Below are 19300 nucleotides of genomic sequence, written 5' to 3' on the forward strand. Positions count from 1 at the left end.
GATTCCAGCGCATCCAAATATCGGCTGGACGTCCTTTCGTCGGCGCGTTGTTTTCGAGCGTTTGAGGCTATTGCCATTTCGAGGCTATTGCCATGGCGTGGTCGCTGCCAGTTTGGCCGGAGACGACAATGGGTGACGAACGCAACATCATCTTTCTTTCGACCATGCCGGCAACCCGCGGCGATCGCACCGCAGCGCTGGTTGTGGTCGGTATCTCGGCGGTCCTGTTTACATGCGCCGTGCCGTTTGCCACGGTGCCGCTTACGCCCGTTCCGGCGTTCATTGCGAGTTATCAATCCGCGCTCGCCATTAACGATCTGATCACGGCCGTTTTGTTGTTTTCGCAATTTGCCCTGCTTCGGTCGCGGGCTCTGTTGTTGCTTGCGAGCGGTTACCTGTTCACCGCGGCCGCAGCCATCGTCCACGCCCTGTCCTTCCCAGGCGTGTTCTCTCCGACCGGACTTCTCAATTCGGGCCCGCAAACAACAGCCTGGCTCTACCAGATCTGGCACAGTGGATTTCCGCTTCTGGTGATCGGCTACGCATTGCTGAAGGACAGGGATGGCGGCCCCAAAATCAGCGGGTCGGTGGGCCGGGCGTTGTTCGGCAGCGTTGTCGCCGTCGGTGTTGCGCTGTCGGTCGCGACCTGGATCGTGACCGCGGGGCACGACATGCTCCCCACGCTTCTGAGCGGCGCACAGGGGCACTTCACCTCCGTTCTGATCGGAATCCTGTCGACCGAGCTGTTTCTCAGCTTCTTGGCGCTGCTGATCCTGTGGTTCCGGCGGCCACACTCGGTGCTCGACATCTGGCTCATGGTCGTGATGTGCGCCTGGCTGTTCGACATCGCGTTGTCGGGAGTTGTCAACGCGGCGAGGTTCGATCTCGGCTTTTACGCCGGCCGTCTATACGGGCTATGCGCTGCCAGTTTCGTGCTCGCCATCCTGCTTATCGACAATGTCGGCCTGCAGGCCAAGCTGGCTCGCCTGCTCGGATCGTTGCGTCTGCAAGCCGCCTCGGAAAGGGACCTCCGCACCGAACGCGAAAGTCTATTCAGCGCGGTCGTGGAATCATCCAACGACGCCATCATCACCAAATTGCTGGACGGCACCATTACCGGCTGGAACGGAGCCGCCGAACGTCTGTTCGGTTTCACGGCGGCCGAAGCGTTGGGCAGGAGCATCAACGTTATCGTCCCGCCGGAGCGGCGCGACGAGGTACGCAATGTCGTCGAACGGATCCGCCGAGGCGAGCCGATTGAACATTACGAGACTTCGCGCGTGCGCAAGGATGGCAGCACCGTCGACGTTTCGCTGAGCATCTCTCCCATCCGCCTGGCCTCCGGCAAGATCGTCGGCATCTCCAAAGCCGCGCGCGACATCGCGGAAAGCAAGCGGACGCAGCAAGCGCTCAACCAGGAAATCGAGGAGCGGCGGCGCATATTCGATTCCTCGAACGACCTGATCTTCGTCACCGATTCCGCCGGCAACTTCATCCAGGTCAGCCCGAGCGTGACCGCCATTCTCGGTTATCAGCCATCCGACATGGTCGGACGCAGCGCGATCGAATTCATCCATCCCGACGATCTCGAACATACCCGCAGGGAGATGCGGGCGGGGCGACGGGGACAAAGCAAGCGCAATTTCGAGACGCGTTATATCAACAAGGAGGGCAAGGCGGTCACGCTGAACTGGACCGGAAATTGGTCGGAGCCGGTCCGCCGCCACTTCTTCATCGGCCGTGACCTGACCGAAAAGCAGGCTGCGGAAGCCCAATTGCATCATGCCCAGAAGATGGATGCGGTCGGCCAGCTCACGGGCGGCGTCGCGCATGACTTCAACAACATCCTGACCGTGATCACCGGCACCATCGGCATTCTGGAGGAAGCCGTCGCCGATCAGCCCCAGCTCGCCGCCATCGCCAAGCTGATCGACGAAGCCGCCGAGCGCGGCGCCAACCTGACCAAGCATCTCCTCGCCTTTGCCCGCAAGCAGCCGCTGCAGCCGATTGAAGTCGACGTCAACGCGCTGGTGCTGGAGTCGGCGAAGCTGCTGCACCCGACGCTTGGCGAAAACATCGAAATCACGCCGCTATTGGCGGAAGATGCATGGACCGCGCTGGTCGATCCTAACCTGCTTACGACGGCCGTTCTCAATCTGGCAATAAATGCGCGCGATGCCATGCCCAACGGCGGCAAGCTCGCGCTCGAGACCAGCAACGTCTTCCTCGACGAAAGCTACGCGGGCATGCACAGCGAGGTCACGCCCGGCAATTACGTGATGATCGCGGTCAGCGACACCGGCACCGGAATCCCGCCCGCGCTGCTCGAACGGGTATTCGAACCCTTTTTCACGACCAAGGAGGTCGGCCGGGGCACCGGCCTCGGCCTCAGCATGGTGTTCGGCTTCGTCAAGCAGTCGGGCGGACACGTCAAGATCTACAGCGAGGAAGGCCACGGCACCTCCGTCAAGCTCTACCTGCCACGGGCGACGGGATTGCAGCAGACCGCAGCGGAAGCGCAGGTCTCGGCGAATATCGAGGGCGGCAATGAAACGATCCTCGTCGTCGAGGACGACGCGCTGGTGCGGCGCTATGTCACGACCCAGATCGAGAGCCTGGGCTACACCACGCTGGAGGCCGCCAACGCTTCCGACGCCCTGCAGATCATCTACCATGTCCCCACCATCGACCTGCTTTTCACCGACGTGATCATGCCGGCTCCCATGAACGGCCGCCAGCTCGTCGACGAGGCGCTGAAGCGGCGGCCGGGCCTCAAAACGCTGTTTACCTCGGGCTATACCGAGAACGCGATCGTCCATCATGGCCGGCTGGATTCCGGCGTGCTGCTGCTCGCCAAACCCTACCGCAAATCCGAGCTTGCCAGGATGATCCGGCTAGCGCTTGCCAGTTAGGCAAACTGCAACAACGAAACCGGACTGTGCCCACTCACTTCCGTCCGGCAATCATTCCAATGTCACCGGCCAGCGACGACAGCTGGAGATCCCGAAATCCGGTTTCGGCCATCCAGCCCTTGCAGTCTGCAGCACTGTAATCAAAGCCGCCGGCCGTGAGGACCAGCATGTTCAGGCTGGCCAGCAGGCCCACCGTACTGAATCGCCGGCCGTCGTCGATAAAGCGTTCGTAGACGATAAGGACGCCGCCGCCTGGAAGTGCGTCGAACGCTTTCTTGAGCAGCAGCATCTTGGTGGCGAGATCCCAATTATGGAGCACGCGGCCCATCACCAGAACGTCGGCTGTGGGCAATGGATCGTTGAAGAAATCTCCAGGATGGAAGCGCAAGCGGTCCGCCACACCATGTTGCTCCACATAGGCATCGAACAGAGGTTTCAGGGCTGGAAGATCAAAACCGCCGCCGGTAACGTGCGGATGAGCCAACGCAATCTGGACCGGCAGGCATCCCTGCGCGGTGCCGATATCGATCAGCGTGCGAAACTCCTGCCACGGGAAACGCGCCCCGATCGCCTGCGCGGCGCGCAGTGATCCACCGGTCATGCCCCGGGCAACGTTCTCCAGAATGGCGGAGTCGGCGTAATAGGCCTGGTAATTCTCCGTGCCCCGCGCTCCACTTTGTGGCTTGCCGGTGCGCAACGCGTCCGTGAGCATGCTCCAGGGGCCAAACTGCCGTGCGTTCGCCAATTCAAGCTCTCCGCCAATATAGAAAGGCTTGTTGCGGTCGAGATACTGGTTCGCGTCCGCGGCGTTGCTGTAGTGGCCAGATTCATCCCGTTCGAGTAAACCAAGCGCGACCAGAGCATCGAAGAAATCCCTCGCCCCGCGGGCATCGACGCCCGACTGTTTGGCGAGTGGTTCCAACTCAAGCGGCCCTTGGGCCAGCACGGTAAAGACGCCAAGTTCGACTGCGCTCAGGAGCGTCTTGGAATCCCTGAAGGCGAGGCCCAATTTCACCAGGCGATCCGGGGCGGCGCTGGTCGCTTCCATGGTACACATCCTTTCTCTATCGGGTCGTACGTGCGACGATGTCCCGGACTTTTTTTCTCTGTTCCGCAATGGACGACGAAAACTCCGCAGGTGTGCCGACCCGAACCTCGACCCCGACATTGCGCAGCCGTGAGACGACGGCGGCATCCGCGCCTACCGCCCTGATGTCCTCTGCAATCTGATCGCGCAGCGGCGTCGGCATATCCCGCCATCCGTAAAACCCGACCACACCTTCAAACGTCAACTCGGGAAAACCGGACTCCCCGGCGGTCGGTACCTCCGGAGCCAAGGGGGAGCGCTGTCGGTTGGAAACCATCACAAGCCTGGCTTTACCTGCGGCGACCGCTGGCAGCAGGAATGATGGCGCGGTAACAACGACGTGGATGCGCCCCTCGGCGAAGTCCTGGAGCGCGGGCGCAAAGTCCCGGTACGGCACTTGTGTGAGCATGAGGCCGGTAGATTTTTGGAAAGCTGAAAAGATGTACTGAGGCAGCCCCGCCGTCGCTGCCCAGTTGAACTTACCCGGATTGTCTCGCGCCATCGCGACAAATGAGCCCAAGGAGTCCACGCCCATCGAACTCGAAACCGCGATGCAGAAAAAATTTTCGGCGGCTGCGGCGATCGGAACAAGATCGCGATCGGGATCGTATGGCAGCTTTTCGTAGATCAGCGGATTGATCGAAATTGGACCAGCGAATGAAAACAGAAGTTCGTGATCATCGCGCGAGTTGACGAAGCTCGCCACACCAGCGAGCCCGTCCACTCCCGGGCGGTTCTCAACGACAACAGCGTGGCGCCATCGCTGGGACAGGCGTTCGGCGAACAGGCGCGCGGCAAGATCGGTGGCGCCCCCCGCCGGCAGCGGAAGGACGATCTTGACGGTCCGCTGTGGCCAGGTCTGCGAGAGCGCCTCCACCGGGGACCACGTTACCGCGATGGCAATCAGAGCATATGCAAAACGCTGGAATGCATGCATGCCGTTATCCCCCGTGCCTAAATGGACTTGCGTGAAGTTCGCTTGCGTCGTCCGGCACCGGGCCGCGCATGGACACGGTTTCCTTCCACCAGCCGCACAAGCATATCAATGAACAGCTTTTTTTCCGATGCGTTCAGCGGCGCCAGAACGCGCTGGTTGGCGGCAAAGACTTCCGGCTGGCATTGCCGCCACAGGCGTTCTCCCTTTCGGGTCAAATAGACTTGACGCGCGCGGCGATCGTCCCCGTTGACTGTTCGCCTGAGAAGCCCTCTCGCTTCGAGTTTTCCGGCGATCAGACCGACATTGTTGCGATCAACCCCCATTGCCTCGGCGAGCGTTTGCTGGCTGATGCCGGGCGCATCATTGACGAACACCAGCAAGGCATATTCAAGCTGGACCAACCCGGCTTCGGCCAAGGCTTCAGCGATGACTGACGCGCAGATTTGTTGAAGGCTTCGGGTGAGTGGCGCCAAGACCCGGCGAAGCGGCACGCCGTCACGGCCGATGTGAATTAGCGAACCGCCCGCTTGAAGATCGCTATCGGAAGCCGTGTCGGACATGGCACGCCATATATAGTCATAATTTTGATCATCATATGTTTGAGTAACTCCATTGTCAACGCAGCCGGACGCCGAACTGAGCGATTAGAATGGTGCTGGACAGTCGCGACGTTTTTCGCGACTGGTGTATTCCCAATGAAACAACGCGCCCGACGGATCGGCTCTTTGAGAAATCTCCTCACCGACATATCCGGCGTCAGCGTCGGCCACGCCCACGACGCGGCGCTCGCCTCCGGCGTCACCGCAATCCTTTTCGACTCCCCTGCCGTGGCCTCGATCGACGTGCGCGGCGGCGGCCCTGGCACGCGCGAGGACGCGCTGCTCAGCCCCGAAAGCACCGTCGAGGCGATCGACGGCATCGCGCTTTCCGGCGGCTCGGCGCTCGGACTGGACGCCGCCGGCGGCGTGCAGGCATGGCTCGCCGAACGGGGACGTGGCTTCCGGGTGCGCGACGCGGTGATCCCGATCGTTCCGGGCGCGATCTGTTTCGATCTGCTCAACGGCGGCAACAAGGCGTGGGGACGTTTCCCGCCCTACCGCGACCTCGGCTATGCCGCGGCGAATGCGGCTGGCGTGGATTTCGCGCTGGGCAGCGTCGGCGCCGGCCTCGGCGCGACAACAGCCAATTTCAAGGGCGGCCTTGGCTCGGCTTCCGCACAGACCGAAGGCGGCGTCACCGTCGGCGCGCTCGCGGTGGTCAATGCGGTGGGCAGCGTGACCATAGGCGACGGCCCATGGTTCTGGGCGGCGCCGTTCGAGACGGGCACTGAGTTTGGCGGGCGCGGAATGCCGCCCTCGTTCACGCCTGATATGCTGCGGGCGCGCCTGAAGGGCGGTCCGGCAGCAAGCCCTGCGGAGAACACCACGCTGGTGGCCGTCGTCACCGATGCCGTGCTGACCAAGCCCCAGGCCAGGCGGCTCGCGATGATCGCGCAAACCGGTATGGCGCGCGCCATCTATCCGGTGCATGCGCCGCTGGATGGCGACGTGGTGTTTGCCGCAGCGACCGGCAAGAAGCCGATCGATCCGCTGTTCGGCCTCACCGAACTCGGCATGGTGGCCGCGAACACCGTCGCCCGCGCAATTGCGCGCGGTGTCCATAGTGCGACCGCGCTACCCTTTCTGGGTGCGCTACCGGCGTGGAGCGATCGCTTCGGTTAGGTCGCAGTCCGAAGGAATCTCGCCGGGTCTCGTGCTCAGGCGCTGACCGAGAGCGATGCGGTGGCGCCCGATGAAATTGCCTGGGCCTGACGCTGGATCATCTGCTCGATGAAATTGTAGGACGATGCCGCTGATGTGGATGAGCTTTTGCCGGCGGCCGACGTCATCGTTACCTTGGATCCGCCTGCATAAGTGAGCGACGTCGTCACCGAACCGTCGCTGTTGGTGACGGACGTGCTGGAAGCGCCCTGCAGGGCCTGCGAGAACGGATCGGAATTCGATCCGTCGGACTCGCTGGCGGCATGGTGATCATGGTGAGTTTTTTTGCCGCCCTTCAGCGCCGATGCCAGCTCATTGAGGCTGACCGAGCCGTCGCCATCCTTGTCGAGCTTGCCGAACACGCTGTCGGCCTGCGCGAGGTTGGTGCCGCCGGCGCCCAGCGCCTCTTCAAATTCCGATTTGGTGATCTTGCCGTCACCGTCGCCATCAATCTGCCCGAACAAATCCTTCAGCGCACTGTGGCGGCTCTTGGATGCCGTGGTCGATCCTGCCGAGGACTGGCTTTGGGCGTCGAGCAGCGCGCTCATGGTTTCCGGCGATATCTGCGAACCGCCGCCAGGCGTGCCGGATCCCGGACCGACCGAAGCCGACGTGTTCGAGGAGAACAGAGCGAACGGACTTGCAGAGTTCTGGCTGACGCCGGTGGTCGGCGCGGACGACGACTTCGACGACGTCAGCGCCTTGAGGGCATCGATAGCCGAGGACGCAGCGCCCAAAGCAAGGAACATGGCAAAACTCCAACAACGCCGCGGCGGTCGCGGCCGATAGCTCGCGCATGTTCCTCAGCAAGCGCCATGCCATGATGAAAAACCCAATAAAACCAGGCTTTCCCGCATCCGATTCCGTCTGGCAAACCCGGCAATAGCTGCCCGCTCCGGCAGATTTTTCCTGCCCACAGGCAGCTTGGCGGTCGCATTGCCCCCGGCCGCCCTGCATGTTACGCGGAGCCATCCAGCCCCTTAAGAGTTTTGGGAAAGCGCACATGTCTCAGCAATTTGCGTCGCGTCCCCTCGTCATCGCGCCGTCAATCCTGGCGGCGGATTTCGCCAAGCTGGGCGAAGAAGTCCGCGCCGTGGACGCGGCGGGTGCCGACTGGATCCATCTCGACGTGATGGACGGGCATTTCGTGCCGAACATTTCCTACGGGCCCGATGTCATCAAGGCGATGCGCCCGCATACGAAGAAAATCTTCGACGCCCATCTGATGATCTCGCCCTGCGACCCCTATCTCGAGGCGTTTGCAAAAGCCGGCTGCGATCACATCACCGTCCATGCCGAGGCCGGGCCGCATCTGCATCGCTCGCTGCAGGCGATCCGCGCGCTCGGCAAGAAGGCCGGCGTCTCGCTCAATCCCGGCACGCCGGCGAGCGCGATCGAATACGTCATCGACCTGATCGATCTGGTGCTGGTCATGTCGGTCAATCCGGGCTTCGGCGGCCAGGCTTTTATCAAATCGGCGCTCGGCAAGGTCAGCGACATCAGGGCGATGACCGCGGGCCGCCCGATCGATATCGAGGTCGATGGCGGCGTCGGCCCTGACGTTTCCGGCCAGCTTGCCGCGGCAGGCGCCAACGCGTTTGTGGCGGGCTCCGCAGTATTCAAGGGCGGCACAACAGAGGCCTATAAGGCCAATATTTCCGCGATCCGTCACGCGGCGGCGCTGGCGCGCGGCGAAGCGGTCTGACGCGGACAAGCCTCGCCCGCGCGCCGAGCCATTGCTGTGGCAGTTCGAGCGCGCGCGCCGTCGCACTTAGCAGCCGGCAGGAAAGCCACATCAGACGCGGAGTTGGCCATGGAACCTGAAAGTCCATGCTGCGGCCACAAAACGTCACGCATCTCGCCATAAAGGCAGAACAGCATCCCGTCTTTCACGGATGGGACGGAAATATGATCAAGGCCTACACCACAGCCGCCATGCTCCTGGTACTCGCCCCCTCCGCCGCGCTCGCGCAGCGCGCGGGCGACGCTGCACTGGGCGCGGTGGCCGGCGCCGTCGTGCTGGGCCCAGTCGGGGCCGTCGCCGGAGCCTTCGTCGGCTATACGGCCGGGCCTTCGATATCGCGGTCGTGGGGACTGGAAGGCTCGCGGTCGTCGTCGCGGCACCGCAGGCAGTCTTCAAGGGACGGCGTGCGCGGCGCCAGGGCGGAAGCCGTGGCCCCCGCATCCAATTCCGCCGGCCAAGCCGACCGGAGCGGCCGCGCCACCAGCTATCCCGTGCCGAACCCGCCGCGTTCAGCCAAAACAGCGCTGCCGCCTGTCCAGACCCTCGACTGAGCGCACGGGCTGCCTGATCCGGAGCTAGCCGCCTTCCTGCACCGGCCAAGGCCGCGCCACGGCATTCATCGCGTCGACGATCGCGGCGGGCAACGTTGATCAGTCGTGCAGGAAAGTCAGTGCTTGCGGGGCGCTTTCAAACCCTTGAGCAGTAGCGCCAGCAATGCGTCGATCCGCGCCGGGGCACCCGGCTCGTTCCATTCCTCGGCATGGGCGGGATGGTGGAAACGGCTGGTGGCGTCGAAAATGGCGCGCGCCGAAACCTTGACATCGGCGACCTCGAACGCGCCCTGCTTCACGCCGTCGGACAGGATAAGCGCGATCTGATCGACCAGGCAGTCCTTGTGGCAATTCACGGCCTTGCAGGCCTCGCGCGCCAGCGTCAGGTAGGTCGCAAACATCTCGGGATCGTCGCCAAGCCGCTCGTGCTTGATCGAAAACATCGTGCGTAGCCACTTCTCCAGCCGGGCGGGCGCCGGGCCGGAAGCTTCTGCGACCTTCAAGAGCGGCGCGCTGAGACGGTCGAGCCAACGCTTGGCCACCGCCTCGCGCAGCGAGGCCTTGCTGGGGAAATGGCGATAGACGCTGCCGTGGCTGACATCGAGGGCGCGGGCAACATCCACTACGGTTGCTTTGGCCAGTCCGTAGCGGCGCAGAACATCCTCGGTAACCTCCAGAATCCGTTCGGGGGTCAGAACCACGACTTCGTTCATGCGCGCACCTGCGAAACGATGGGACGGGTGGTCATCTAATCCCCCTTATAATTCCGTCTAATCCCCTTGGCGGGTTAATGTTTCACCACCGGCTCCAGCCGCTCGGCCTGGGCGGCGAGATGACGGGCGACGCTCTGGTTGAGCCAGCGCTGGATTTGGGCGGTCAGATGAATGAGATGGGCAGTCATTAGCGTAGTCCTTTGCAAGTACCCGGGCTCAGACCTACGAGCCGGGCGACACCCAGTCTTGGCGTCGGCAATGGATATAGCATGTCTCGCTGACAGATTTCAATATCTGTTAGTCAATAATCCGTGATTGTCGGGGCCAACGCTCCCTCCTCGGAAGCCTATTGCTCGTCCTTCGGCGGCATCCGGGGCGGAAGCAGCGGCGTAAACGATACCCCATCGCCCTCGCGGGGGACCGCGACCAATCCCCCGCCGGTCGAGGGGTCGCCGCCCGACGTGTCCAGGATCATGCCGGGCGTGATGTATTCGCGGGCAGCCTGGAGCAGGCTGCCGCCGCCATCGCCAAAGTCGGCGGCGCGACCGCCCTGCGGACGGCCGGCGGCGATCTCGCCCGCCGCCTTGTCGGTCTTTTCCGCAAGGCTGTCGCTGTAGGGAATGCGGAACGCCCGGGGGACACCGCTCGGCCGATTGCCGTCGTCGAGCGTCTCGACCCAGAGATAGATCGAGCCCGGATCGCCCTCCAGCGAATGGGGCTCGACGATACGGGCCTGCAGCAATTTGAAGGTGGCGGGCAGCCTGTCGACGCTGGCCCAGCCCAATAGTCCGCGCACCCCGACAAAGCTCGCAATATAGAACCCGCTCGTCACGATCACGGCGACCGCCTTGGCCGACCAGGGCAAGCGTGCATACACCAGGACGAGAAGCAACAGCGCACCGATCAGGGCGTAGCTGATCGCCAGCGTGAGGATGACCGATTGCAGGTTACTCACGGCGCGGCATCCTGACGCCTGTTTTCGGGTCCAGATCCGCGCCATTCGCGCGGACGTTACGGAACGTCTCCATCAGCGATTTCTGCCGCTGCTGTACGTCGATCACCTTGCCCGCAGCGTCGAGCCAGAAGCGCACCGCCGTCTTCTCATGGCCAGAGTGATCGAGCGTCAGCTTGTTGTCGAAGATCACCTGCGCGGCCGGATTGAGTTTCTGAACCTTCACGCTCACCGCGACAGGCTGCCCGGTGGTGGCCTGAAAGTGCGAGACGTTGACGGTGTATTCGCCGGCGACGACGCCCCGCACCGTGACGATTTCCTCCCGGACCGGCGACAGGATCTTCTTGCCGTTGACGACGATGAAATCGTTCGCGCCGCCGCGATCATCGCGGTCGAGGGTGAGGAAACCGGCCTCGCGACGGCGGTACCAGGCGATGTTGCCGGCAGGGTCCTGCACGAACAGATCGAAGTCGTCGGGATGATTGTCCGGCCAGTCCATCGTGATGAGGAATTCGGCCTTGGAATCGATCTTGCCATCCTTTGCATCGGGCGAGACCGCGAGCAACGCAAGGAAGAACAGGAAAGCGATCACCTGCAGCGCCTTGAACAGCATCACGCCGAGCGGGTCGAACGCCTCCTCGCGCGGATAGAGACCGAAGTCATCCATCATGGTGGCGTTCCAGGACGGCTTTCCAATACCGGGGTGACGTGCGTCTCGGTCAGCATGACGGCATCGGAAAACACCCGCTGGGTCGCGGCATCGAGCATGTAGTATTGAATGCGGACGAGGATGGAGCCGACCAGGCCCGCCAGCGTCGTGTACATGGCCACCGCCATGCCGTCGCTCATCAGGCCCATCGATGATTTCATGGCGGCCTTGTCGGCCGCGTCGAGGGTCGCGATCGGCGCCAGCATGATGATGAAGCCGACGATCGTGCCGAGCAGCCCGAGCTTCATCAGCGTGTCGGAAACGAATGCGCCAAACCCGTTGGAGCCGCGCAACCGGTCGGCCAGCGTCCTGAGCAGCAGCGTCTGGTCGATGCGGCCGGCGGCTTGCGCTTTGGCCTTCGTCACCAGGCTGCGGATGTGATCCGTGACCAGCCCGCCCGGCAGACCGCGCGCACCGGCGGCGAGCACCTTCGCGCCGTCCGGCGCCGACAGCATGGTGCGACAGCCCCTTGCGACCTCGCCTTCCCGCGCGATCGCCCGCGTCCGCCAGAAGCAATGGCCGCAGGTGATGAAGTAGAGAACGGCGATGAGGCTCGAAATATAGGTGCGATCGGAGTCGACCATGAGATGGATCAGCCCGTACCGCCATAGCAGGAAGACGGCAAAGACCGAAAGCCCGGTAAAGATCATCCAGAGCAGCAAGACGCCTCGTTCCGGCGTGGCCGTGCCTGATAATGCGGTCTCGGCACCAATGGCACTCATGCTGCGTTAGCTCCCTTGAGGGCTGCTGCTCCGAAGCCCGCCCGCAAAAAGGCCCCTCGCCTTTCGTTAGATCAGAGGCCGCGGGCGTGGTCCAAAGACATATGCCCGCCGTTCGTTGGGAAGATTTCCCAATCTCGCGTCACCACCCGGCTTGCAATTGGAACGAAATAGCGGTGCTGTTACCGTCATCGACAAGCCGTGGAGTAATCGCATGCGCCTCGTGCTTCAACTCGTCGCCCGCCTGCTCGTCGTCGTCGCCTTGTGTCTGGGCGCGGCCACCATCTGGGCAACCATCGACGCCTATCGCAGCGTCGATCGAGCCACGGCCGCATCCGCAGAACGGGTCTCCCAGGCGCTGGAAGCGCTCTACTGGCGCGAGTTGCTGTTGCGCAGCAACAGAGCGCGCGAACATCTCGTGCCAGTGTCCGAATGGCGCACCATCGAGACGATGAAGCTCATTTCGCCGGGAATTTGCGTCCGGTTCGAGCCGGCGGGCGCGTTCGAGAATCCGCTCTGCGGCCAAAGCAAGGGGATCGGCAAGTCGCCGCCACTCTGGTTCGCCGCGGCCGTGCAGACGTTGTTTGGCACCCATGCGGCGGTTGCCCGGTCGATCAGCATGCGTAACGTCACCGCAGGCACCATCTCGGCCATCGCCGATCCGGACGCCGCGATATCGCTGGCCTGGCAACACATCGTGGATAACATCCACGTCGCGCTGCTGATGGCCCTGGCCATCGCCTTCTTCGCATCGCTCGCGATCGCGCATACCCTCGCGCCGGCGCAGTTGATCGTTACCGCACTGCAGCGCATGGCGCACGGCCAATACCGGACACCGCTTCCGCGCTTCCGATCGATGGAGCTTGCCATGATCGGGCAAGCCGTCGGCGATCTCGGAGAGCGCCTCGCACAGGCGACGGAAGAACGAGCCGTCCTGACCCGGCGCCTGCTTGAAATCCGCAACGACGAGCGGCGGGCGCTTGCCCGCGAATTGCATGATGAGTTCGGACAGAACCTCACGGCCATTCTCGCCTTCGCCAGCACGATCGAAGCGACCAGCGCGCAGGAACAGAAAAAGAGCCAGGCCAACAGCGATGTCGCGCAGGATGCGCGGATGATCTCGCAATCCACCCTCCGCATCATGGCCTGCTTGCGGGATACGCTGAACCGCTTGCGCCATCCGCCCGCCGAGGAACTCGGGCTGGAAGCCTGCCTCGTCAGCCTCGTCGACAGCTGGCGATCACAGAATGCGACGCAACCGATGATCCAGCTCGACCTGCAGGGCGATCTCGCCGATGTGCGCGGCGTCGTTGCCGCGACAGCCTACCGCGTCGCCCAGGAATGCCTGACCAACTCGTTGCGCCACAGCGCAGCGCGCGAGATCGTGCTCCGGATCGAGCGACGGACGGGGGCGGAAAACGCGCTGCTGGTCCGCGTGGAGGACGACGGCGGCGGGGATGCGGCCAAGGTGGCACAATCCGCCGGCTTCGGCCTGACCGGGATACGTGAGAGAGTGGCCGCACTTGGCGGCTCGCTTTCCATCGCCCGCGCAACGGGTGGCGTCAGCGTGGCCGCCACGATTCCGCTCGCCGCTTGACGCGCTTTGTCTGTCGCATCTTCACGCGACCGGTACCCGCCCCCGGATCAAGTCCGAGGGCATGCTTCGCTCAGAAACGCTATGGTGCCCGGATGACAGCTTCCGCTTCCCAGACCAAGGGCATTTCGATCCTGCTGGTCGACGACCATCCTGTCGTCCGGCAGGGTTACCGGCGCGTACTGGAGCACCAAAGCGACTTCCGCGTGGTCGCCGAGGCCGACAACGCTGTCAACGCTTACCGCGCGTTCAAGACGTATGCCCCCGACATCGTGGTCATGGACATATCGATGCCCGGAGCCAGCGGCCTCGAGGCTATCAGGAACATCCGGTTGAGGCACTCCGGCTCACGCATTCTGGTCTTCAGCATGCACAGCGAGGCCGCGCTGGTGAAGGCCGCTTTCAGCGCGGGGGCGAGCGGCTATGTCACCAAGAGCAGCGAACCGGCCGCGCTTATCAAGGCGATCCGTGCCGTGGCGCGCGGTGAACATGCGATGAGCGATGACATCGCGCACGTTCTGGCGATGGAAAGCCTGACCCCGTCGGGATCGGTGCTCGACCAGTTGGGGGAAAGGGAGATCGAGATCCTCAGGCAATTGGCGGCCGGCGCGACGGCCGAGCAGATCGCCTCCAACCTCAATCTCAGCATCAAGACCGTTCAAAACTATCACTATCTGATCAAGACCAAGACCGGCATGCGAACCGACGCGCAGCTTGTCCGCCTGGCCGTTGAGTGCGGGCTGGCCAGCCTTTAGCGGCGGCCCAAGCGGTTTTTGGTCCGGCCGGTGACCGGGTTTTCCCCTCCCGAGGGCACCGTACGGGTGGCCTCACCCGATACGATTTGCTAAAGCGCGGCGTAAAAACAAATCGGCCGGGGCCGCCTCGTGTCCCGCCCTGCTCGTCCGGAGTTTTCGATGATCCCCCGCTATACCCGCCCGGAAATGGCCTCCATCTGGGAGCCCCAGACCCGCTTCAAGATCTGGTTCGAGATCGAGGCGCATGCGGCTGATGCGCTGGCGGAAATCGGCACAATCCCGAAGGAAGCCGCGAAGACGATCTGGGCCAAGGCCAAGGATGCGACCTTCGACGTGGCGCGGATCGACGAGATCGAGCGCGAGACCAAGCATGACGTCATCGCCTTCCTGACCCATCTGGCCGAAATCGTCGGCCCCGAGGCCCGCTTCGTCCACCAGGGCATGACCTCCTCCGACGTGCTCGACACCTGCCTCAACGTGCAGCTCACCCGAGCGGCCGACCTTTTGATTGCGGATATCGACAAGGTCCTGGCGGCGCTGAAGAAGCGCGCCTTCGAGCACAAGATGACGCCGACGATCGGCCGCTCCCACGGCATCCACGCCGAGCCGGTGACGTTTGGGCTCAAGCTCGCCTATGCTTACGCCGAATTTTCCCGCGCCCGTGAGCGCCTGGTCGCCGCCCGCAAGGAGGTCGCGACCTGTGCGATTTCAGGCGCCGTCGGCACCTTCGCCCAGATCGACCCGCGCGTGGAAGAACATGTCGCCAAAGCGATGGGGCTGGTGCCCGAGCCGATCTCGACCCAGGTGATCCCGCGCGACCGCCACGCGATGTATTTTGCGACGCTCGGCGTGATCGCCTCCTCGGTCGAACGGCTGTCGATCGAAATCCGCCATCTGCAGCGCACCGAGGTGCTGGAAGCGGAAGAGTTCTTCTCCGAGGGCCAGAAGGGCTCGTCGGCGATGCCGCACAAGCGCAACCCGGTGCTCTCGGAAAATCTCACCGGGCTCTCCCGCATGGTGCGCGCCTATGCCATGCCGGCGATGGAAAACGTAGCCCTCTGGCACGAGCGCGACATCTCGCACTCCTCGGCCGAACGCATGATCGGACCGGACGCCACCGTGACGCTCGACTTCGCGCTGATGCGCCTTGCTGGGTTGATCGAGAAATTGCTGATCTATCCCGCCAACATGCAGAAGAACCTCGACCGGCTCGGGGGCCTGGTGCATTCGCAGCGGCTTCTGATCGCGCTGACGCAAAAGGGCGCCAGCCGCGAGGACGCCTATAAATACGTCCAACGCAACGCCATGCCGGTATGGCGCGGCGAAGGCGACTTCCAGACGCTGCTCAAGAAAGATCCTGACGTGAAGAAGCATCTCAGCGATGCCGAGATCGAAGAGCAGTTCGACCTCGGCTATCACTTCAAGCACGTCGACACGATCTTCAGGCGCGTGTTCGGCGAGAGCTGACTATTCCGCCGCCGATCTCGCCGCCTTCGCCGGCATACGCCGCCGGACGCCGTGGCGCGACGGACAACGCCGCTCGAAATCGGAGAAGTTCTAAGCGGTCCAGCCGCTTGGCAGGATTTTCTCGCATTTCGGCCGACCTTGCCTGCAGGCCTTAGGCGGCCACACCAGCAATTTTCCGACCTTGCCAAGCCGATTCAAATCGTTCCAAATTGTTACAATCGCCGTCCGGCAATTCTCAAAGCAACCCAACGGTAACCGCAGATCGGCTAAGGTCGCAGCGTGTCAGCCCCGCCCACCATCCTCGTCTTCGACTCCGGCCTTGGCGGCCTCACGGTCCTGCGCGAGATCGTCCGCGCCCGGCCGGACGCGCACTACGTCTATGTCGCCGACGATGCGTTCTTTCCCTATGGCCATCACAGCGAGGAAGAGATCGTCGCCCGCGTGGTGCCGCTGGTCGGCGAGCTGATCGCGCGCCACGCCCCCGCTTTGGTGGTGATCGCCTGCAACACCGCTTCCACGCTCGTGATGTCGCATCTGCGCAGCGCCTATAGCGCGCCGTTCGTCGGCACCGTGCCTGCGATCAAGCCGGCCTGCGCCAGTTCGAGGACCAAACGCGTGTCGGTGCTCGGCACCAAGGGCACCGTCAAGCGCGAATACACCAGGCGCCTGATCGATGATTTCGCGCAAGGCTGCGAAGTGACGCTGGTGGGATCGGCGGAACTCGCCTCGCTCGCCGAATCGGCCCTCAACGGCAGCGACGTCCGCGACGAGGATATCGCGGCAGAGCTTGCCCCCTGCTTTGTCGGAAATGGCGAGGATCGCACCGACACCGTCGTGCTGGCCTGCACACATTATCCGCTGCTGCTCGACCGCCTGACAAAGCTCGCGCCGTGGCCGGTCGACTGGATCGATCCCGCGCCCGCCATCGCCCGGCGTGTGTCCGAACTGCTCGGATCTCCAGGCCGGGAAAGCGACAAGGCCAGCGCCGAGATCATATTCACGTCGCGGCGGCCGCACACGCTGAGCCGGGCCCTGATGCCGTTCTTCGGCGGGCGCGTCCTGGCGTAAAGTCGCCTGGGCGCGGCACGGCTACAACAGAACCGTGCCGGCGCTTGTACGCTGGAGTGCGGGATACAATTTCTTATGTAGTCCCGAGGCCGGCCTTGGAGCATTGCTCGTCCTGGTCGCCGGTGACGCCGCTCACTCCCACGCCGCCGGTGACTTTGCCGTCGACCATGATCGGCAATCCGCCAGGCGAGGCGAAGACACCGGGAAGTGTGGCCGTGGCCGGCCCGCCTTTGTTGATCGCCTCCATGAAAACGCGTGTCGGGCGCCGATAGGTCGCCGCGGCCCTCGCCTTGCCGATGGCGATGTCCATGCTGGCCGTCTGCGTGTTGTCCATGCGTTCGAAGTACACAAGGAATCCGTGATTATCGACCACAGCGACAGCCACATTCCATCCGTTCTTCTGGCATTCGGCGACGACGCCGGCTGCGATCTTCTTCGCGCCCGCGGCATTAACCGCGGTGCCGTAGTCGGGGCGCTTGTCTTGAGCAGATGCGCCGACGGTAAGGGCGGCAAGTGCGGCAGCGACCAGTATTGTCCTCATCTTTGACTCCTCCCCTAGGTTTATTGTGCAAGCGATTATACCGGGACGAAACGTCGATGTGCGGTCAATGATGTCGCAAGCCCTGTGGTTAGGGCCAGCCAAGCGCGCGGCATGTATGCACGCCTGGCCCAATTGCCGGCGTGCCATCCGCCCAATTTCCGCGAAGACCGCTTCGAACTGCTTTGATGCCGTTTTTCGGCGGGCGGGTGCTGGCACAAAGTCGCCGGGTGCGTGTGCGCCCAAGACAAAAGTAACCCAGGCCGCGCTACCCAATGTCCCAGTTCGGTCTGCCGTGGTCGGCATAAAGCCGACCCGGCATTGCAAGCTTTCTACCGCTCGGCGTTGACGAGCTGATAGGCGCCGCGCTCGAACGTATCGTAGACGGCCAGCGCCTTGGCGTCTGCGAATGGCAGGTACTGCATCATGATCACGCCGGCGATGCCGCGCGCCGGATCGATCCAGAAAAAGGTGTTGTTGATACCGCCCCAGCTCAGGCTGCCGGGGGAACGCTTGCCGGGTACCTGATCGGACGTGACGAGGAAGCCGAGCCCCCATTTGTCGCGACCGTCCGCGATGAAGGTGAAGTCGGCGCTACGCGGCAGCGCGCTCTTGAGTGCGGGGACCGAGACCGCGCCAATCTGGTTCTGGCCCATCAGCGCCACCGTCTCGGCCTTGAGCACACGCACACCGTCAAGCGCGCCGCCGTTGAGCAGCATGCGCACGAAGCGCCCGTAGTCATCAGCGGTCGATGCGAGGCCGCCGCCGCCGATCGGCGCCGCTATGGTGAACCCGAGCTGCGGCGTTTGCAATTCGATGGCGCCGTCCATGCGCTGGCCAGCGCGCTGCCGTTGAGCGACGAGGCGCGGCCCCTTTGCCTCCGGCACATTGTAGGACGTGTCATCCATCTTGAGCGGGGCAAAGATGTGCTGGCGGAAATAGTCCTCGAGCTTTTGGCCAGACACCACCTCGACCAGCTTGCCGACGACATCGGTGCTGGTGCTGTAGTGCCAGCGCTCGCCCGGATCGAACAGCAACGGTCCGCCGAACGGATAATTTTCGCCGGCACGCGGCTTGAAATCGCGCCAGATCGCGCTGGTGAACGGATAGGCCAATCCGGACGTGTGCGTCAGGAAGCGTCTGACGGTCGCTGGTCTCGATGCCGGGCGGAGCTGGTAGGCTCCGGTCGCCGCGTCGAACGATTCAAAGACTTTCAGTCCTGCAAGCTCCGGCAGGTATTTTTCGGCCGGGTCATCGAGACCGAGGCGGCCCTGCTCGACGAGCTGCATCAATGCCAGCGAAGTGACCGGCTTGGTCATCGAGGCGATACGAAACAGCGCGTCGGTCGTGAGCGGCCGCCCGGTCGCGACATCGGCTACGCCGAATGCACTCTGATAAAGCACCCGCTCGCGATCGGTGATCAGCGCGACCACGCCCGGCACGTTCCTGCTCTCGACCGCGCCGCGCAGGCTGGTGTCGAGAGCTGCACTCCCTGGTGACTTTTGTGCACTCGCGGAATCGGCCAACGCCGCAATTCCAACGCACATCATGAAGACAATTCCAGCCGTCTTTCGATTCATAGAGGCCTCCCTGTCGTGCATAGCCCGGGTATTGCCCGCGCAGCTCTCCCGAGGCTAATTCTTTGTTCGATGACCGCGGTCGGCACGGCGCCGCCTTGACCTTTCGTGTTGTGACAATAGCACTCGCTGTTCGTTGAGTCCCGAATTCCCTCGATCACGGGTTGCGGAGGCGAGAGCACCGGCGGTGCTTCTTGCGCGAATGCTGGCGAGAGCA

18 protein-coding genes are annotated in these 19300 nt (G+C 63.4%); 8 read left to right on the forward strand and 10 right to left on the reverse strand.

Annotated elements, in window-relative coordinates:
* The first annotated feature begins 128 nt into the window (after nucleotides 1–128).
* Complete coding sequence (locus tag V1279_RS20990; RefSeq protein WP_334439610.1) at nucleotides 129–2912, forward strand: PAS domain S-box protein; 2784 nt, start codon at nucleotides 129–131, stop codon at nucleotides 2910–2912.
* 34 nt (nucleotides 2913–2946) lie between these two features.
* On the opposite strand, the gene V1279_RS20995 is transcribed toward V1279_RS20990, so the two are convergent.
* Genes V1279_RS20995 through V1279_RS21005 form a run of 3 tightly spaced genes read right to left on the reverse strand, consistent with a single transcriptional unit; the run spans nucleotide 2947 to nucleotide 5496 of the window.
* On the reverse strand, nucleotides 2947–3960 hold the full coding sequence (locus V1279_RS20995; RefSeq protein ID WP_334439613.1) for a methyltransferase: 1014 nt from the start codon (nucleotides 3958–3960) through the stop codon (nucleotides 2947–2949).
* Nucleotides 3961–3976: 16 nt separating this feature from the next.
* Nucleotides 3977–4936, reverse strand: a complete 960-nt coding sequence (locus V1279_RS21000) for a Bug family tripartite tricarboxylate transporter substrate binding protein (RefSeq protein WP_334439615.1) — start codon at nucleotides 4934–4936, stop codon at nucleotides 3977–3979.
* 17 nt (nucleotides 4937–4953) lie between these two features.
* Nucleotides 4954–5496 (reverse strand): MarR family winged helix-turn-helix transcriptional regulator, encoded by a 543-nt coding sequence (locus V1279_RS21005; protein WP_334439618.1) that lies wholly within the window; start codon nucleotides 5494–5496, stop codon nucleotides 4954–4956.
* Nucleotides 5497–5661: 165 nt separating this feature from the next.
* Here V1279_RS21005 and V1279_RS21010 point away from each other — a divergent pair, with 165 nt between their 5' ends.
* Nucleotides 5662–6657 (forward strand): P1 family peptidase, encoded by a 996-nt coding sequence (locus tag V1279_RS21010; RefSeq protein ID WP_334439621.1) that lies wholly within the window; start codon nucleotides 5662–5664, stop codon nucleotides 6655–6657.
* Between the two features lie 35 nt (nucleotides 6658–6692).
* Here V1279_RS21010 and V1279_RS21015 read toward each other — a convergent pair whose 3' ends face one another.
* On the reverse strand, nucleotides 6693–7445 hold the full coding sequence (locus V1279_RS21015) for an EF-hand domain-containing protein (RefSeq protein ID WP_334439625.1): 753 nt from the start codon (nucleotides 7443–7445) through the stop codon (nucleotides 6693–6695).
* 254 nt (nucleotides 7446–7699) lie between these two features.
* Between V1279_RS21015 and rpe the strand changes: the two genes are divergently transcribed.
* Nucleotides 7700–8401, forward strand: a complete 702-nt coding sequence (gene rpe, locus V1279_RS21020; RefSeq protein ID WP_334439628.1) for a ribulose-phosphate 3-epimerase — start codon at nucleotides 7700–7702, stop codon at nucleotides 8399–8401.
* A 203-nt stretch (nucleotides 8402–8604) separates the two neighbouring features.
* A complete protein-coding gene (locus V1279_RS21025) occupies nucleotides 8605–8991 on the forward strand; it encodes a hypothetical protein (protein WP_334446501.1) in 387 nt (128 codons plus the stop codon).
* Between the two features lie 116 nt (nucleotides 8992–9107).
* Here V1279_RS21025 and V1279_RS21030 read toward each other — a convergent pair whose 3' ends face one another.
* The 4 genes from V1279_RS21030 to V1279_RS21045 form a co-directional block, all read right to left on the reverse strand.
* Nucleotides 9108–9704, reverse strand: coding sequence for a TetR family transcriptional regulator (locus V1279_RS21030; RefSeq protein ID WP_334439631.1), 597 nt, complete (start codon nucleotides 9702–9704; stop codon nucleotides 9108–9110).
* 346 nt (nucleotides 9705–10050) lie between these two features.
* Nucleotides 10051–10659, reverse strand: coding sequence for a hypothetical protein (locus V1279_RS21035; protein ID WP_334439634.1), 609 nt, complete (start codon nucleotides 10657–10659; stop codon nucleotides 10051–10053).
* Nucleotides 10652–11326 carry a hypothetical protein gene (locus V1279_RS21040; protein WP_334439637.1) on the reverse strand — a complete coding sequence of 225 codons (675 nt, stop codon included), beginning with the start codon at nucleotides 11324–11326 and terminating at the stop codon, nucleotides 10652–10654. Before V1279_RS21040 ends, V1279_RS21035 begins: the two co-directional genes overlap by 8 nt.
* Nucleotides 11323–12087, reverse strand: a complete 765-nt coding sequence (locus V1279_RS21045; RefSeq protein WP_334439640.1) for a MotA/TolQ/ExbB proton channel family protein — start codon at nucleotides 12085–12087, stop codon at nucleotides 11323–11325. The genes V1279_RS21040 and V1279_RS21045 overlap by 4 nt, the downstream gene beginning before the upstream one ends.
* A gap of 211 nt (nucleotides 12088–12298) precedes the next feature.
* Here V1279_RS21045 and V1279_RS21050 point away from each other — a divergent pair, with 211 nt between their 5' ends.
* The 4 genes from V1279_RS21050 to murI all read left to right on the forward strand — a co-directional run bounded on the left by V1279_RS21050 (nucleotide 12299) and on the right by murI (nucleotide 16968).
* Nucleotides 12299–13681: a histidine kinase gene (locus V1279_RS21050; protein WP_334439642.1), complete on the forward strand. Its 1383-nt coding sequence runs from the start codon at nucleotides 12299–12301 to the stop codon at nucleotides 13679–13681.
* A gap of 92 nt (nucleotides 13682–13773) precedes the next feature.
* On the forward strand, nucleotides 13774–14433 hold the full coding sequence (locus V1279_RS21055) for a response regulator transcription factor (RefSeq protein ID WP_334439645.1): 660 nt from the start codon (nucleotides 13774–13776) through the stop codon (nucleotides 14431–14433).
* Between the two features lie 159 nt (nucleotides 14434–14592).
* The gene (gene purB / locus V1279_RS21060; RefSeq protein ID WP_334439648.1) at nucleotides 14593–15900 is read left to right on the forward strand and encodes an adenylosuccinate lyase; all 1308 of its coding nucleotides are present in this window, start codon (nucleotides 14593–14595) and stop codon (nucleotides 15898–15900) included.
* A gap of 279 nt (nucleotides 15901–16179) precedes the next feature.
* The gene (gene murI / locus V1279_RS21065; protein ID WP_334439650.1) at nucleotides 16180–16968 is read left to right on the forward strand and encodes a glutamate racemase; all 789 of its coding nucleotides are present in this window, start codon (nucleotides 16180–16182) and stop codon (nucleotides 16966–16968) included.
* A gap of 73 nt (nucleotides 16969–17041) precedes the next feature.
* Here murI and V1279_RS21070 read toward each other — a convergent pair whose 3' ends face one another.
* Both V1279_RS21070 and V1279_RS21075 read right to left on the reverse strand, forming a co-directional pair.
* Nucleotides 17042–17509 (reverse strand): GlcG/HbpS family heme-binding protein, encoded by a 468-nt coding sequence (locus tag V1279_RS21070; RefSeq protein ID WP_334439652.1) that lies wholly within the window; start codon nucleotides 17507–17509, stop codon nucleotides 17042–17044.
* A 329-nt stretch (nucleotides 17510–17838) separates the two neighbouring features.
* Nucleotides 17839–19086, reverse strand: coding sequence for a serine hydrolase domain-containing protein (locus tag V1279_RS21075; protein ID WP_334439655.1), 1248 nt, complete (start codon nucleotides 19084–19086; stop codon nucleotides 17839–17841).
* Nucleotides 19087–19300: the final 214 nt, after the last annotated feature.

The organism is Bradyrhizobium sp. AZCC 1610 (genome assembly GCF_036924515.1).
GTDB lineage: Bacteria > Pseudomonadota > Alphaproteobacteria > Rhizobiales > Xanthobacteraceae > Bradyrhizobium.

What these genes read in the sequence shown, in the direction of transcription:
- V1279_RS20990 (WP_334439610.1), top strand. Translation starts at nt 129, where the DNA reads ATGGGTGACGAACGCAACATCATCTTTCTTTCGACCATGCCGGCAACC.
- V1279_RS20995 (WP_334439613.1), bottom strand. Translation starts at nt 3,960, where the DNA reads ATGGAAGCGACCAGCGCCGCCCCGGATCGCCTGGTGAAATTGGGCCTC.
- V1279_RS21000 (WP_334439615.1), bottom strand. Translation starts at nt 4,936, where the DNA reads ATGCATGCATTCCAGCGTTTTGCATATGCTCTGATTGCCATCGCGGTA.
- V1279_RS21005 (WP_334439618.1), bottom strand. Translation starts at nt 5,496, where the DNA reads ATGTCCGACACGGCTTCCGATAGCGATCTTCAAGCGGGCGGTTCGCTA.
- V1279_RS21015 (WP_334439625.1), bottom strand. Translation starts at nt 7,445, where the DNA reads ATGTTCCTTGCTTTGGGCGCTGCGTCCTCGGCTATCGATGCCCTCAAG.
- rpe (WP_334439628.1), top strand. Translation starts at nt 7,700, where the DNA reads ATGTCTCAGCAATTTGCGTCGCGTCCCCTCGTCATCGCGCCGTCAATC.
- V1279_RS21025 (WP_334446501.1), top strand. Translation starts at nt 8,605, where the DNA reads ATGATCAAGGCCTACACCACAGCCGCCATGCTCCTGGTACTCGCCCCC.
- V1279_RS21030 (WP_334439631.1), bottom strand. Translation starts at nt 9,704, where the DNA reads ATGAACGAAGTCGTGGTTCTGACCCCCGAACGGATTCTGGAGGTTACC.
- V1279_RS21040 (WP_334439637.1), bottom strand. Translation starts at nt 11,326, where the DNA reads ATGATGGATGACTTCGGTCTCTATCCGCGCGAGGAGGCGTTCGACCCG.
- V1279_RS21045 (WP_334439640.1), bottom strand. Translation starts at nt 12,087, where the DNA reads ATGAGTGCCATTGGTGCCGAGACCGCATTATCAGGCACGGCCACGCCG.
- V1279_RS21050 (WP_334439642.1), top strand. Translation starts at nt 12,299, where the DNA reads ATGCGCCTCGTGCTTCAACTCGTCGCCCGCCTGCTCGTCGTCGTCGCC.
- V1279_RS21055 (WP_334439645.1), top strand. Translation starts at nt 13,774, where the DNA reads ATGACAGCTTCCGCTTCCCAGACCAAGGGCATTTCGATCCTGCTGGTC.
- purB (WP_334439648.1), top strand. Translation starts at nt 14,593, where the DNA reads ATGATCCCCCGCTATACCCGCCCGGAAATGGCCTCCATCTGGGAGCCC.
- V1279_RS21070 (WP_334439652.1), bottom strand. Translation starts at nt 17,509, where the DNA reads ATGAGGACAATACTGGTCGCTGCCGCACTTGCCGCCCTTACCGTCGGC.
- V1279_RS21075 (WP_334439655.1), bottom strand. Translation starts at nt 19,086, where the DNA reads ATGAATCGAAAGACGGCTGGAATTGTCTTCATGATGTGCGTTGGAATT.